This is a genomic window from Bacillus sp. Root920 (assembly GCF_001429445.1).
Lineage (GTDB): Bacteria > Bacillota > Bacilli > Bacillales > Bacillaceae > Bacillus > Bacillus safensis.
The window spans coordinates 2,028,041-2,041,889 of the sequence record NZ_LMJV01000001.1 but is presented as its reverse complement, the minus strand read 5'-3'; the positions used below and the strand labels follow the sequence as shown (position 1 = coordinate 2,041,889).

Genomic DNA, 13,849 nt, shown 5'->3' with positions numbered 1-13,849 from the left:
CATGGGAGACTGCATTTTTTGTTGTCTCCTAGTCAAAAAGTAAGGGTTTTCATCTTGATTCCATCAAGGATTTGCACTAGAAATCATTCTTTCTATTCATTCTTCATCAGTACCTATCAACATATTTTGAAATTGGGCCTAAACCCCAATATTAGGAAGATGAAAACAGGAGGAAATGAAACGATGAGGACGAGGATGAAGTGCGGCGTTGGTTTATTGATTTTTGCTTTGGTACTGAGCTTTTTACCCGTATATGATGCGAGTGCGGCAAGCACAACAATTGCTAAACGTGTAGGAAATGCAAACCCGCTCATAGACCACCACTTGGGCGCTGATCCGTTTGCGCTCACCTATAACGGAAGAGTGTACATTTATATGTCGAGTGATGACTATGAATATCACAGCAACGGAACGATTAAGGATAATTCTTTTGCCAATTTGAATAGGGTTTTCGTCATCTCTTCAGCAGATATGGTGAACTGGACAGATCATGGCGCGATTCCAGTAGCCGGAGCAAATGGGGCAAATGGCGGCAGAGGGATTGCTAAATGGGCAGGTGCTTCATGGGCTCCATCAGCGGCGGTGAAAAAGATCAATGGGAAGGATAAATTTTTCCTTTATTTCGCGAACAGCGGCGGAGGGATTGGTGTTCTGACAGCAGACTCCCCAATCGGTCCATGGACAGATCCTATCGGAAAAGCGCTCGTCACACCAAATACACCTGGAATGTCCGGTGTTGTATGGCTGTTTGATCCAGCCGTTTTTGTAGATGATGACGGCACTGGTTATTTATATGCCGGTGGAGGCGTTCCAGGCGGTTCTAATCCAACGCAGGGACAATGGGCCAATCCTAAAACAGCAAGAGTGCTAAAACTAGGGCCTGATATGACAAGTGTTGTGGGCAGCGCCTCGACCATTGATGCTCCTTTTATGTTTGAAGACTCTGGGATGCATAAGTATAACGGAACCTATTACTATTCCTATTGCATCAACTTTGGCGGCTCCCACCCAGCAGATAAACCACCTGGTGAGATCGGTTATATGACGAGCTCAAGTCCTATGGGTAACTTTACGTATAAAGGGCACTTCCTGAAAAATCCGGGTGCATTTTTCGGGGGAGGCGGTAACAACCATCATGCTGTGTTCAATTTTAAAAACGAGTGGTATGTCGTGTATCATACCCAAACGGTCAGCTCTGCCTTATATGGAGCAGGAAAAGGCTACAGATCTCCGCACATTAATAAGCTTGTGCATAATGCTGACGGCTCCCTTCGAGAGGTTGCAGCCAATTATGAAGGCGTCAAACAGCTATCCAATCTGAATCCATATCAGCGGGTAGAAGCTGAAACATTTGCTTGGAATGGACGCATCTTAACAGAGGCCTCCTCAGCCCCAGGCGGACCGGTCAATAACCAGCATGTCACAAACATTCAAAACGGAGATTGGGTGGCTGCCAGTAACGTCGATTTCGGATCAAACGGCGCAAGAACATTTAAAGCGAATGTAGCATCAAATGCAGGCGGGAAAATAGAAGTACGCCTCGGAAGCCCTGACGGCAGACTCGTCGGAACACTAAATGTCCCTTCCACAGGCGGAACGAACAACTGGCGAGAAGTAGAAACAACTGTAAACGGAGCAGCTGGCGTACACAACGTATTTTTTGTCTTTAAAGGAACGGGTGCAAACCTATTTCAATTTGATTCCTGGCGGTTTACTCAATAACAAAGGATGACAAAATGATAGGAGAGTGGAAAAATTTGATGTCAATGATCAAAAAACCAATCTGCACTTTATTGGTCTGCTTCACCATGCTGTCTGTCATGTTCATCGGACCTTTCGTGACTGAAGTTTCAGCAGCAGATGCCAATATTAATATCAATGCAGAAAGACAAGTGATTCGCGGATTTGGCGGAATGAACCACCCGGCTTGGATTGGTGATTTGACCGCACCTCAAAGAGAAACTGCCTTTGGAAATGGGCAGAATCAGTTAGGATTTTCCATTCTAAGAATTTATGTAGATGAGAACAGAAATAATTGGCACAGAGAGGTCGCCACTGCCAAAAGAGCCATAGATCATGGAGCTTTAGTAATCGCTTCACCTTGGAATCCTCCAAGCCAAATGGTGGAGACCTTCAACCGTAATGGTACAACTGCAAAGCGGCTGAGATACAATCAATACGCCGCATATGCTCAGCATCTGAACGATTTTGTAACGTATATGAAAAATAATGGCGTCAACCTCTATGCGATATCAGTACAAAACGAGCCCGATTATGCACATGAATGGACATGGTGGACTCCTCAAGAAATCCTGCGTTTCATGAGAGAAAATGCCGGCTCCATTAATGCCCGCGTGATTGCGCCAGAATCCTTTCAATACCTTAAAAATATATCAGATCCTATCTTAAACGATCCGCAGGCGCTTGGAAATATGGACATTCTCGGAGCCCATTTGTACGGAACCCAAATCAGCCAGCTTCCATATCCTCTGTTCAAACAAAAAGGAGGGGGAAAGGAGCTTTGGATGACAGAGGTCTACTACCCGAATAGCGATAACAATTCAGCCGACCGCTGGCCTGAGGCATTAGGGGTTTCAGAGCATATTCACCATTCGATGGTAGAAGGGGACTTTCAGGCATATGTTTGGTGGTACATCCGCAGATCCTACGGTCCTATGAAGGAAGACGGAATGATCAGTAAACGCGGTTACAACATGGCGCATTTCTCCAAATTTGTACGCCCAGGATACATCAGAATTGATGCAACGAAAAGTCCTGAACCAAATGTTTTCGTATCTGCCTATAAAGGAAACAATCAGGTTGTCATTGTCGCGATTAACAAAAACAATACAGGAGTCAATCAACACTTTGTGATGCAAAATGGAACTGCTTCGCAAGCGTCAAGATGGATTACAAGCAGCAACAGCAACCTTCAACCTGGTACAGACTTAAATATATCAGGTAATCAATTTTGGGCCCATCTCCCAGCTCAAAGTGTGACCACATTTGTAGTCAAACGCTAGAATGAATTGAATCACGAAAAGCCAATTTTCTTTTGAAATGAGAAAATTGGCTTTTTTTATGCAAATAGGAAGTTGATTTTATCACTATGTACGCACATTGGGTATAATAATGACAATGACTTCAGGAGAGTGATCAATGTATGCCAAAGCTACAAAGCAAAGTATTAATCATCGATGACGAAAAAGAAATTTTAGAATTAATCAACACAGTATTAACAAGAGAAGGCATTGATCGCGTCATAACAGCTTCAACTGCCCGTGATGGTTTGGCAAAATTCCATCAAGAACAACCCGATCTTGTCATACTTGATATTATGCTGCCAGACGGTGAAGGCTATGATATTTGCAAACAAATCAGAGAGACCTCCCATGTTCCGATTATTTTTTTATCAGCAAAGGGAGAGGAATCAGACAAAATTGTAGGACTTGCCATCGGCGGGGACGACTACATTACAAAACCGTTCAGCCCAAAGGAAGTCGCCTACAGGGTGAAAGCGCAGCTGAGACGGGTCTCATACTGGCAGGCAACTCAAGCCGATGCCGTGATCAAAAAAGGGCCGTTTGAGTTAAACGAGCAGCAAGCAGAACTGACTAAAAATGGCGCGGTCATTGAGCTCACACCGAAAGAGCTTTTGCTTATGACTTATTTCCTGCAGCACCCGAACCGTGTCATCAGTAAAGAAACGCTTTATCAAACTGTTTGGGGAGAAGACTTTTTCGGTTCTGACAATACGGTAATGGTTCATATACGAAGACTCCGGGAAAAAATAGAGAATTCCCCTTCAACACCAGAGTTTCTCATCACAGTCAAAGGGCTTGGCTATAAATTTGTTGTAAAGGATGCGTAAGGATGAAATGGCGATTAACAGGCAGATATATGGTCTCTGTCATTATCGTGACCATAATCACGGTCTTTATCAACTTATTCGTATTTATGATTTGGCTCGTACTTCAGGCAAACAGCCAGTATAACGAGGAAAATACGCCCGAAACCTTCACAAGATCATTTGAACAATACGTCTCTTTTTCTGATCAAGGAATGACCGTAAACAAAGAAGGGCAGCAAGCCTTAAAACAACAGAATGCATGGATTCAAATTTTAGACGAAAATGGACAAGACGTGTATCATGCGCAGGCACCTAAAGGATTAAAGAACAAATATACACCAATAGAAATCGTGAACTTACATAAATATAAGGATAAGCAATTATTTTCGACCATTTTTGCTGGCGGAAAAAAAGTAAAAGGCAAAGAATATAGCTACTTTATCGGATTTAAAGACCCTTCTATTGGAAAATACCAATTCTCGTTCGACACGAAAGACTTAGTGACAAAATTCAATATCGGGACGATGATTTTATTATCAATCGATGCCATCATTGCGTTACTCATTGGTTACTTTTTCAGCCGGCAGCTCACAAAACCGCTCGGTCGTGCCATTCATGGCATCCAGCAGCTGGCAAACGGAGATTACACGACAAATCTGCCCGCTAAAGGAATTTATAAAGATGTCTTTTATAATGTCAATCACTTATCAGAGCAGCTCGCTTCAAGCAAAAAAGAAAAAGACAAATTAGAGCAAATGCGGGAAGAATGGATCACCCATATTTCTCATGATATTAAAACGCCGCTAGCTTCTATTCAAGGCTATGCAGAAATCATCAAAGATCCAAAGTATCCTCTTTCAAAGCAAGACATCAGACATTACGCGGACATCATTGAGAATAAATCACTTTACATCAAAGATGTCATGGAGGATCTGAATTTAACGACAAGGCTGAAAAATAACGGCGTCATGCTAAATAAAGAGCTGGTCAACATTGTGTCACTGCTGCGGGAAACGTTAATTGATATTTTAAACGATTCAAGATATGCGGATCAGACGATTGAGCTTCAAACAAATGAAGACAAGCTTATGCTGAATATTGATAAAATCCTCATTCGAAGAGCAGTTACCAATCTTATTTTAAATGCCCTCGTTCACAACGATCCTGATGTGACGATCATTGTACAGCTTGAACAAAAAGAAAAAACCCATATCACGATTAAAGACAACGGCAAAGGAATAGAAGAGGCAGAGCTGGAAAAAGTGTTTGACCGCTATTACAGAGGGACGAATACAGGAGTTTCGCATGCAGGCTCTGGTCTTGGGATGGCGATTGCAAAGGATATTATCGTCAAGCACGGCGGGGATATCACAATCCGCAGCAGCGTAGGGAAAGGAACAACAATTGATATCCAACTACCAGCATGAAAACATACAAAAAAAACGGTTCTGATCAACAACATAACCGTTTTTTTCACCTATTATTTATTCTGAAAACACTTTGATGCCTTTGACAATGTTCCAAATGAAGAAGTAGATGGCAACAAGGAATGTCACTGCATATGTCGCAATTAAGAAAGGCCCCGCATGGCTGATATCTTTCATACCAAGTAAACCTGAACCAAGGATGCCAATACCAAAAATCAAATAAGGTATGACATGCGTCCATAATGATTTTTTCGCATGATATTTCACTTCGTCCTGACCTAAGAAATAGACGATAATTGGGAACAAAAATGGTGCGAAAAAGATACTGAAGTAACATAATGATGACAAGACTTTATTTTCTCTCAAAACGTTTCACCTCTATGATTTATTAACTACTACAAACACATTGTACTACCTCAACCTTAACCTGTATTAATCCGAACCTTACAGCAACCTTAAAAAACTCATTCTTCTGGTACAAAAATGTAATCGCATCAAATGGAGAAAACCTATAAAAACAAATTGAATGATTTAAAACACCATCTCAGAGCCTTTAACCGGCTGCATGTGATGGTGTTTTTTTTCACGAAAACATATCTTGACCTTGAAGTATAGTTCAACCTTTATAATGTAAATATAGAAAGACAAAATCACGAAAAAGGAGTAACGACGGAGTTGATGACTAGAGGAGAACTTGCCAAACAAACAGGAATAAGTCCTGCCGCAATTCGTTACTATGAAGAACACAACATTTTACCTGTCCCAAGACGCCGTTCGAACGGTTATAGACGATACACAGAAGATTACATTGTGAAAATTCAATTGATCAAAGATGCCAAATCATTGGGTTATTCCCTAAAGGAAATAAAAGAAATATTGGAAATGCTGAGTCAAGACATAGAACTTGATACTTTAAAAAGAATTGTACATCAAAAACATGAAGAAATTGAAAAGAAAATTAACAGTCTTCGTCTCATTCAAGACCTTCTATCTAACTTATTAAAGACTCCTGAGAAAGAAGTACAAGTGTATCTCAAATCATTTCGTGTGATGAATCAGGATGACGAATAAACATATCTGCTTAAAGGAGAGAAAACAAAATGAGTATCGACATTTTTAATGGAGAACGTTCTGAAGAAAGTATTCAATTTGAAAAATTATTCACGTCCCAAAGTAATAAAGAGAGTTTTGCTAGTGTCGAAAAAACCAAAAACTTTCTGTCTCAAATAGAAAATATAAAGCCTTATGTAATCGGAGACGATGTGAAATTAAAAAGTGAGATAAAGGAGCAGGCTTTCGAAGGAATGCAGGTTTTCACATTGAATGACCAAAAGTCGCAAAAACAAAAGGTGATTTTATATATACATGGTGGTGCCTGGGTAAACCAGCCTCTCAATTTCCATTGGTGGTACATGGATAAAATGGCTAGGTCCCTTAACGCCAAAGTGATAGCACCTATTTATCCTAAATTACCTCATTACAGCTACCAAGATACCTATCCGAAAATCTTAAATCTATATAAAGAAATACTGAAAACGGTTGAGAGTACCAATCAATTAACGATTATGGGAGATTCAGCGGGCGGAAATATCTCTCTTGGCCTTGCGCACCTCTTAAAGATGGAAGGTCTGCCGCAGCCAAAGGATATCATTTTATTATCTGCATGTGTTGATATGAGTTTAAGCAATCCTCTTATATCTGAATATGCCCTTAAAGATCCCATTTTAGCCCCTGAAGGAATAGATGTCATTACAAAAATTTGGGCAGCAGATAAAGGGATAACTGACCCATTAATCAGTCCAATTCACGGTGACTTTAACGGTCTTGCGAAGATCACTCATTTTATTGGAACACACGACATTTTATATCCAGATGCAATAAAGCTTGATGAAAAGCTAACAGAACAAGGAATTGACATGAAAACCTTTGTTTATCCAGAAATGCTGCATGTATTTGTCGTCATGCCAATCCCTGAGGCACAAGACGCTCAGGAAAAAATCATTCAGGTGATAAATAGTTAGATTCTCTTTTCACATATCAATATGCTCCAGCTTGAATATTTGAAAGCTTAGCAAAATGGACTGCTTACTGAAAGCAGTCTTTTTCCATTCAACATGAGATACATTCAGAATGTCAATTCACCTCAGATTAAATATTCCTTAAATTCCAATTTTTGTTTACAACATATGAATTTCCTATTAATATGATACATATTCGGTTCATCATCAGTTCATAAAGGAGAGTGACATGATGAGTGTTTTCTTTCTTCACCCCATGGCGCTGATCTTATTTACACTGCCTTTGTTATCTTTGATATGGGGGATTGTTGGCTACTGCATCTTTAAGCGCGTTTACATCGTTCTCATCATCACATTTGCAGTCTCCACTATTTTCATATTTGCCTATACTGGGTTTGATATTTCAAATATGTATTGGGTAGTGACGATGACCTTTTTATGCATGTGTACCTCTGTCATCACAAAAATCATTCGATATATGTATGCTCGCTATAAAAGAGCATCATAAAAAAGCTGATGTTCGCAAACATAAGCTTTTTTTGTTTCCACTCAATTCATCTTCAAGAACCGCTCATTATCTGATGTTTGGTATAATAGATCAACATATTCAAAACGGCATAGAAGGGTGAAGGGGGACACAATGCACACATTTGATCTTACTCCAAAAGATATAGAGTTAATAGACGAAGCAAAAAAGAAGATTACGAGCCTTTATGAAGATGATAAACATCATGTAGGAGCCGCTATCCGCATGAAAACAGGAGAAATGATCTCGGCTGTCCATATAGAAGCCTATATCGGACGGGTAACGGTTTGTGCAGAAGCCATTGCAATTGGCAGTGCTTTATCGAATGGATATAAAGATTTTGATACAGTTGTTGCCGTTCGACATCCATATTCAGATGAAGAGGATAGAAGATTGAGGGTCGTAAGCCCTTGCGGCATCTGTAGAGAGCTCATTTCAGATTTCGGACCAGAATGTTTTGTCATCTTAGAAATAGATGGCGAACTAGTCAAAGTGAAAATCGGGGAACTGATTCCACTCAAATATACTAGAAGTTGATATACAGCCTAGACTTAGCAGCATCAAGCGTCCTCTTTGTTGTATTCTAAATAACTGAAAAATTGCTTCACAAAAACAGCCCCATATATTTTCTCCATATGCGCCGTATTAAAAATATATTGTTCCATATGCTCAAGCTTGCGCAGGCTGCGTACCAGTACTTTCCGATCCTCGTCAGAAAGATGAGGGTCATCATTTATCTTCGTCAATGCATATTTGACACGCGCGGAGACCTTTTCAACGTATAGATGGTTTTTAGAAGCTGGCGGAATACATTGCGACAGGTCACAGCCTGTAAAGCAAACACCGTCAAGGGTGCAGTTTTCAAAATTGGCAATCAGCTTTTGTTTACCATTTCCCTCAAACGTTATATCCACCAACTTACCAGTAAAGGTACAATTTACGATATTCGCTGCTTGTAAAATGCGGTCATGAAACCTGCATTTATAAAATGTACAGTTGATAAACGCAGCATTTTCCAATGTCATTCCTCTCATATCACAGGAGGAAAATTCACAATTCGTAAAAACAGCCTCGCCTTTAGCAATTCCAACAGAACGCAAATCGGAACGAACAAACGTACAATGCTCAATCGTACTACCTGCAAAAAATCTCGCATTCGTCAGATCACACGTATTAAATACAAGATGACGCAGCTGACAGCTCCAAAATATAGGTGAATGAACATTCGAGTTGTTGATCGTCGTTCCGCTTATCGTTTCGTGTTCATACCTGACAATATCAGAAAATATTTCATTGTCTACTGACATACCAGACTCAAGCCTTCTCATTGTGATCACCTATCTTTTAATCTTTTACCAGGATGAATACCTTCCAAAAGTTCATTTCTGTTTCACTAAACGGCTGGCATTGACAAGTTATTATATCATAAAGCTCGAAACATAAAGAGAGCGGTCATCATTTTGAAAGCGCTTATCTTGCAATGTGTCTTTCACACTCACTTTAAATCATAAGGGGGAACAAAAGAATGAAAAGGTATGACGCATTCCCAGAACCAATCGGCGGCTATACTGCCGGCCGCACATAGATGGATTTTGAGTACACGGCATCTGATCACTCAAAAAGAGAACTGACCGCATTTGTATACTATCCGTCTGATAACAATGAAGGGAAGACCCCATCAACGTACATGTTTCCTGAAGTATACGAAATGCTGCATGACCAGCCGCTTTTCACTGAGTATATGAAGGAAAAGGATTTTTTCTCTATCGATATCCAAACTCATTGTTACGACGACCTGGCTCTTTCCGGGAAAGAAGAACGCTATCCAGTGTTATTTTATGTTTGCGGCGGGGGCGGCTCTCAAGAATGGGGGACTGTGATCTGTACAGACCTTGCAAGCATGGGGTACGTTGTCGTCAGTATCGGTCATCAAAACAGCACGATGTATAAGCGTAAAGATGGGCGTCTGTTTAATGTATCAAAGGATTTTTCAGATGTCATTATGGCGTTTTCTGAAGATCCAGACATGATGGCGCTGGCTGGTCAGATGACGATGCGGCCTGACGATGAAACTGCCATTGAGACATGCCGTAACGTCCTTACATTGCCAATACTTCATCCGTTAACGAAATATAGTGAATTACAGGCAGAGGATGTTAGGTATGCAGCCGATTATCTTTACAAACTAGAATCCGGGGAACTCAATTCCATCTTTAATGGCAAATTGCTGCTTGCCGCCGGCATGGGCATAATCGGACATTCTTACGGAGGGCCAACGACAGCGATTGTTTGCCGGGGTGACGACCGATTCACCTGCGGAATTGGCCTCGATAGCGGTGCATTCGGTCTTCTTGACAGCGACCTGAAAAAACCCTTTTTGCTGCTGTTTTCCGAGCCTAACTATCATATGAATGCGATCATTGGCGCAAACAATAGCATGGAAACCTATTATTTCTCTGTTGAGCATGCTGCGCATTTAGATTATTGCGACATCGTGTTTACCGGTGTGAACGAAGAACTGAGAGGCGAACGCGATGCGATGGAGATGCAGAATCTTGTCACAGACTATACGAGGACCTTTTTTGATCATTACATTCTGCAAAAGCCTGTACATGTGGAAAGTCTATCATACGATGGCGTGGACTTAATTAAGAAAACGAGCAGAAAGTGATCTAAAATGAAAAAAAGCCTAGAGAATTAGGCTTTTTTTGTTTCTCCATGGTATATATCCGTGACGATTTTTAAAAAAGCCTTCAAAGCACGTGTCTTATATCGACCTTTCTTCACGACAATTCCAATTTTCCAGGGAATATATTGACTGCTAATGGGTTTGACACAAATGTCATCTCTGTACATATCCGTTAAAGGACTTGGAAGGATCGCCACTCCTAGCTCATCACGAACTAATGTCATCAGCAAATCCCATTGTGTTGTGCTGTAAGCGATATGGGGAACAAAATGTTCCTTACGGCAGCTTTCTAAAATCACTTGACTCAACGCAAATGAAGAATCAAACAATATCCAGTTTTCCTCTTTAAGCTGTTTGAGTGAGAGCTGTTGCTCATCTTTTAAAGCGTGATTTTTTGGTAAACAAGCTACAAATGGCGCTTCAAAAATGAGTTGTTCTTCTAATTCAATACTTTGCGCAGGTATGACAACAAAGGCCGCATCTACTTCGCCTTTCTCAACGAGTTTTTCTACATGTAAGCCGCCCTCTTCAATTATTTCGAGCGTCACATCTGGATGCTTTTTAGTAAAAGCTTTTGCCACTTTGGAAAAGAAAAAGGTACCAATTATTTGCGGCAGACCAATCTTTAAATGGCCGCTAATATGCGTCTCGGTATCACCCAGCTCCATTTGCAGCTCATTCATTTGCTGAAGCACCGTAATCGCTTTTTCATATACAAGCTGTCCTTCATCCGTTAACTTGAAAATTCGATTTGACCGATCGAAAAGGATGACACCCAGTTTTTTCTCTAATTTCTGAATGGTTTTAGAGAGGGAAGGCTGGGCGATAAAAAGCTTTTCACTTGCTCTTGAAAAACTTCCACAATCCGCAATCGTTTTAAATATTTCAAAGTCCCGTATGTTCATTTTACCCTCCCATTATTCCAATAAGGCATACTTATTATGATGATGATATATTGTACATTATAAACGTTTATTTTTACACTGAGAATAAGGAGGGGGTAAGATGTCAACATGTAGAGTTGCTGTTGTGCAAGCTGCTTCTGTCATTATGGATAGAGAAGCATGTACTGAAAAAGCCATTTCGTTAACACTTGAGGCCGGAGAAAAAGGAGCCAATATTGTTGTATTTCCTGAAGCTTTTATACCTGCCTATCCTAGAGGACTAGCTTTTGGCGCCACAGTAGGAAGCCGTTCTCCAGAAGGAAGAAAGGACTGGCTTCGTTACTTAGAAAATTCAGTTCCAGTTCCTAGTCAAACGACTGACAGATTAGGAGAAGCAGCCCGGAAAGCTGGTGTCTACCTCGTCATCGGTGTCATTGAAAGAGATGACGAATCAAGTCGCGGGACTTTATATTGTTCCGTATTGTTTTTCGGACCAGATGGAGCCTTACTTGGAAAGCACCGCAAACTAAAGCCGACTGGTTCCGAACGACTCATATGGGGAGAGGGGGATGGCAGCACACTGCCGGTTTTCGATACACCGTATGGTAAAATAGGCGCTTTAATTTGCTGGGAAAACTATATGCCATTAGCTAGAGCAGCGATGTATGCAAAAGGCGTCCAAATCTATATAGCCCCTACGGCAGATTCCAGGGAGCTATGGCAATCTACGATTCGCCATATTGCCGCAGAAGGCCGATGCTTCGTTCTATCTTGTAATCAATATGTGAATAAAGAGATGTATCCTAAAGATTTAGCCTGCTATGCTGAATTAGCATCTTCTCCTGATGAAATGTGCCGAGGGGGAAGTGCCATCGTCGGTCCGTTAGGCGAATATATAAAAGAACCTGTCTATGGTCAGGAAGAGATACTGCTGGCAGATCTTGATTTGCGTGATATTTCTTCTAGTCAATTTGACTTCGATGTCGTAGGACATTATTCAAGACCTGATGTATTCCAGCTCATAGTCAATGAAGAGAAAAAAGAAAATGTAAAGTGGATGAATCGATGAAATCACAACAAAAAAAGAGCAGCCATCAGCCGCTCTTTTTTTGTTGTGTCTACCTTAATGAGTTTTTAATGGACCTTTTGTGATATGAGAAAGCTGAGCATTAATCCCAAAGATTTTAGCATTGATGTCTGTTATTCCAAAGCTAGTAATTCTTTTAGAATGCATATCAAGGTAGTTTTCAGCTGCTTCTTTTGTTTCGAATAAGTAGATTCCGCCAGCCTCATTTTTCTCCGGATTCTCTGTCCATATTTTCCATATGAATCCGTCTTCCTCCTTCATACTTTTCGCTAAATCAGAAAACTCTTTTGCCATTTCATCACCGAAAGGGCCCTTCATTTTAAAATCCACCTGTAATAAGTGTGCCATCGTCATTCTCCTTATTTTGAAGTTGTAAAATAGACTTCCCCAAGCACTTCTTTCATTTGATACTGCTGTTGCTGAAGTTCCTTCTCCATAAAAAGCCTTACATCTGATTGGTCAACATCGTACATCACTTCAATTTCTTTAGAAAATAAAAGCTTTTCTTTTTCGAGCAGGGTAGAAACAGCTGGACGCTTTTTCGGTTGAAGTTCTTCTGCGCTTAGAGCTTGCTTTAATCCTTCAAGATAGACTTCAAATGTCCGGCTACCCGTCACTTTGACTCCTTTATTTTCTTCGTTGACGAAGATGATCGTTGGGAAACCTCTAGCACCAAGATCTCGAACAAGAGCAAAATCTTGATTTAATAATTCTTGGCCGCTTGGGAGTTCGGCTTCATGTACAATCACATCTCCGTTAAGTCCAAGGTTGTTGACGATGTCAATCAACACGGTGATATCGGATATATTTTGATTGAAGGCAAATAGCGCTTCTCTTGCACGGCGTAAAAAAGTATAAGCTAGTGCATCATCATGATGTTTTTGAATTACTTTGAACACGCGAGAGGGCGGGTAGGAGGATTGAACAGGATTGTCAATCATTAAAGACCCATCAATTGGCATGCGGGAATGTTCTCCAACCTCTCTCCAGTGACCAGCAACATCGGCAGGTTTATAAATTCCGTTTGCCGGATCAATTGGACCGTCATGCCATTTCTCTAGCAGTCCACCCAACACAGTTTGGAAATGAAAATAATGTCCATATTGGTCTTTAAAACGACGCAGGACAGGTTCAATTGCCCAGCAATGCGAACAAATCGGATCTGTTACATAATAGAGCGTTATTGTTTTTTTAGGCTGCTGAAAATCAATGACCTGGATATCCTCATCTTCACCTACACCACATACACCTGTTTCTATATCACAAAACATTTCATTGTTTTTCAATTTCATTTACCTCCTCAATTTTTGCAAGGAAACGCTATTTCCTAGAAGTTGTTTGAATCAATCATTTGCATTACAATTAGAT

The 13,849-nt window shown here is 40.7% G+C and carries 15 protein-coding genes; 10 read left to right on the top strand and 5 right to left on the bottom strand.

Annotation, left to right across the window (positions count from 1 at the left end; genetic code table 11):
* Nucleotides 1-183: 183 nt before the first annotated feature.
* From ASE42_RS10015 to ASE42_RS10000, 4 genes are all read left to right on the top strand, one after another.
* Nucleotides 184-1,722 (top strand): glycoside hydrolase family 43 protein, encoded by a 1,539-nt coding sequence (locus tag ASE42_RS10015; RefSeq protein WP_056766675.1) that lies wholly within the window; start codon nt 184-186, stop codon nt 1,720-1,722.
* Between the two features lie 35 nt (nt 1,723-1,757).
* On the top strand, nt 1,758-3,023 hold the full coding sequence (locus tag ASE42_RS10010) for a glucuronoxylanase (protein ID WP_056766672.1): 1,266 nt from the start codon (nt 1,758-1,760) through the stop codon (nt 3,021-3,023).
* Nucleotides 3,024-3,163: 140 nt separating this feature from the next.
* Entirely contained in the window at nt 3,164-3,871 is a 708-nt protein-coding gene (locus ASE42_RS10005) for a response regulator transcription factor (RefSeq protein ID WP_056766670.1), read from the top strand.
* A 2-nt stretch (nt 3,872-3,873) separates the two neighbouring features.
* On the top strand, nt 3,874-5,277 hold the full coding sequence (locus tag ASE42_RS10000) for a sensor histidine kinase (protein WP_056766668.1): 1,404 nt from the start codon (nt 3,874-3,876) through the stop codon (nt 5,275-5,277).
* Nucleotides 5,278-5,334: 57 nt separating this feature from the next.
* Here the strand turns inward: ASE42_RS10000 and ASE42_RS09995 are convergent, their stop codons facing one another.
* Entirely contained in the window at nt 5,335-5,643 is a 309-nt protein-coding gene (locus ASE42_RS09995) for a DUF4870 domain-containing protein (RefSeq protein WP_025093214.1), read from the bottom strand.
* A 312-nt stretch (nt 5,644-5,955) separates the two neighbouring features.
* Here ASE42_RS09995 and ASE42_RS09990 point away from each other — a divergent pair, with 312 nt between their 5' ends.
* The 4 genes from ASE42_RS09990 to ASE42_RS09975 all read left to right on the top strand — a co-directional run bounded on the left by ASE42_RS09990 (nt 5,956) and on the right by ASE42_RS09975 (nt 8,358).
* A complete protein-coding gene (locus ASE42_RS09990; RefSeq protein ID WP_056766892.1) occupies nt 5,956-6,348 on the top strand; it encodes a MerR family transcriptional regulator in 393 nt (130 codons plus the stop codon).
* Nucleotides 6,349-6,377: 29 nt separating this feature from the next.
* Nucleotides 6,378-7,298, top strand: a complete 921-nt coding sequence (locus ASE42_RS09985; protein WP_056766666.1) for an alpha/beta hydrolase fold domain-containing protein — start codon at nt 6,378-6,380, stop codon at nt 7,296-7,298.
* A gap of 229 nt (nt 7,299-7,527) precedes the next feature.
* Nucleotides 7,528-7,803, top strand: a complete 276-nt coding sequence (locus tag ASE42_RS09980; RefSeq protein ID WP_056766664.1) for a DUF2651 family protein — start codon at nt 7,528-7,530, stop codon at nt 7,801-7,803.
* A 132-nt stretch (nt 7,804-7,935) separates the two neighbouring features.
* Nucleotides 7,936-8,358 carry a cytidine deaminase gene (locus ASE42_RS09975; RefSeq protein ID WP_056766662.1) on the top strand — a complete coding sequence of 141 codons (423 nt, stop codon included), beginning with the start codon at nt 7,936-7,938 and terminating at the stop codon, nt 8,356-8,358.
* Between the two features lie 23 nt (nt 8,359-8,381).
* Here ASE42_RS09975 and ASE42_RS09970 read toward each other — a convergent pair whose 3' ends face one another.
* Nucleotides 8,382-9,149: a pentapeptide repeat-containing protein gene (locus ASE42_RS09970; protein WP_056766660.1), complete on the bottom strand. Its 768-nt coding sequence runs from the start codon at nt 9,147-9,149 to the stop codon at nt 8,382-8,384.
* Between the two features lie 257 nt (nt 9,150-9,406).
* Here ASE42_RS09970 and ASE42_RS09965 point away from each other — a divergent pair, with 257 nt between their 5' ends.
* Nucleotides 9,407-10,492 carry a choline esterase gene (locus ASE42_RS09965; RefSeq protein ID WP_235566698.1) on the top strand — a complete coding sequence of 362 codons (1,086 nt, stop codon included), beginning with the start codon at nt 9,407-9,409 and terminating at the stop codon, nt 10,490-10,492.
* A 26-nt stretch (nt 10,493-10,518) separates the two neighbouring features.
* Here ASE42_RS09965 and ASE42_RS09960 read toward each other — a convergent pair whose 3' ends face one another.
* Nucleotides 10,519-11,415: a LysR family transcriptional regulator gene (locus ASE42_RS09960; protein ID WP_056766659.1), complete on the bottom strand. Its 897-nt coding sequence runs from the start codon at nt 11,413-11,415 to the stop codon at nt 10,519-10,521.
* Nucleotides 11,416-11,515: 100 nt separating this feature from the next.
* On the opposite strand from ASE42_RS09960, the gene ASE42_RS09955 reads away from it, so the two are divergent.
* Nucleotides 11,516-12,463 (top strand): carbon-nitrogen hydrolase family protein, encoded by a 948-nt coding sequence (locus ASE42_RS09955; RefSeq protein WP_056766657.1) that lies wholly within the window; start codon nt 11,516-11,518, stop codon nt 12,461-12,463.
* 54 nt (nt 12,464-12,517) lie between these two features.
* Here the strand turns inward: ASE42_RS09955 and ASE42_RS09950 are convergent, their stop codons facing one another.
* Both ASE42_RS09950 and ASE42_RS09945 read right to left on the bottom strand, forming a co-directional pair.
* Nucleotides 12,518-12,829 (bottom strand): monooxygenase, encoded by a 312-nt coding sequence (locus ASE42_RS09950; protein ID WP_056766656.1) that lies wholly within the window; start codon nt 12,827-12,829, stop codon nt 12,518-12,520.
* 11 nt (nt 12,830-12,840) lie between these two features.
* On the bottom strand, nt 12,841-13,767 hold the full coding sequence (locus ASE42_RS09945) for a DsbA family protein (RefSeq protein ID WP_056766653.1): 927 nt from the start codon (nt 13,765-13,767) through the stop codon (nt 12,841-12,843).
* Between the last annotated feature and the right edge of the window lie 82 nt (nt 13,768-13,849).

Excerpts from the sequence above, each read along its gene's own strand:
- ASE42_RS09970 (WP_056766660.1), bottom strand. The coding sequence starts at position 9,149 with ATGAGAAGGCTTGAGTCTGGTATGTCAGTAGACAATGAAATATTTTCT.
- ASE42_RS09975 (WP_056766662.1), top strand. The coding sequence starts at position 7,936 with ATGCACACATTTGATCTTACTCCAAAAGATATAGAGTTAATAGACGAA.
- ASE42_RS10015 (WP_056766675.1), top strand. The coding sequence starts at position 184 with ATGAGGACGAGGATGAAGTGCGGCGTTGGTTTATTGATTTTTGCTTTG.
- ASE42_RS09980 (WP_056766664.1), top strand. The coding sequence starts at position 7,528 with ATGAGTGTTTTCTTTCTTCACCCCATGGCGCTGATCTTATTTACACTG.
- ASE42_RS09990 (WP_056766892.1), top strand. The coding sequence starts at position 5,956 with ATGACTAGAGGAGAACTTGCCAAACAAACAGGAATAAGTCCTGCCGCA.
- ASE42_RS09960 (WP_056766659.1), bottom strand. The coding sequence starts at position 11,415 with ATGAACATACGGGACTTTGAAATATTTAAAACGATTGCGGATTGTGGA.
- ASE42_RS10000 (WP_056766668.1), top strand. The coding sequence starts at position 3,874 with ATGAAATGGCGATTAACAGGCAGATATATGGTCTCTGTCATTATCGTG.
- ASE42_RS09965 (WP_235566698.1), top strand. The coding sequence starts at position 9,407 with ATGGATTTTGAGTACACGGCATCTGATCACTCAAAAAGAGAACTGACC.
- ASE42_RS09985 (WP_056766666.1), top strand. The coding sequence starts at position 6,378 with ATGAGTATCGACATTTTTAATGGAGAACGTTCTGAAGAAAGTATTCAA.
- ASE42_RS09950 (WP_056766656.1), bottom strand. The coding sequence starts at position 12,829 with ATGGCACACTTATTACAGGTGGATTTTAAAATGAAGGGCCCTTTCGGT.
- ASE42_RS09955 (WP_056766657.1), top strand. The coding sequence starts at position 11,516 with ATGTCAACATGTAGAGTTGCTGTTGTGCAAGCTGCTTCTGTCATTATG.
- ASE42_RS10005 (WP_056766670.1), top strand. The coding sequence starts at position 3,164 with ATGCCAAAGCTACAAAGCAAAGTATTAATCATCGATGACGAAAAAGAA.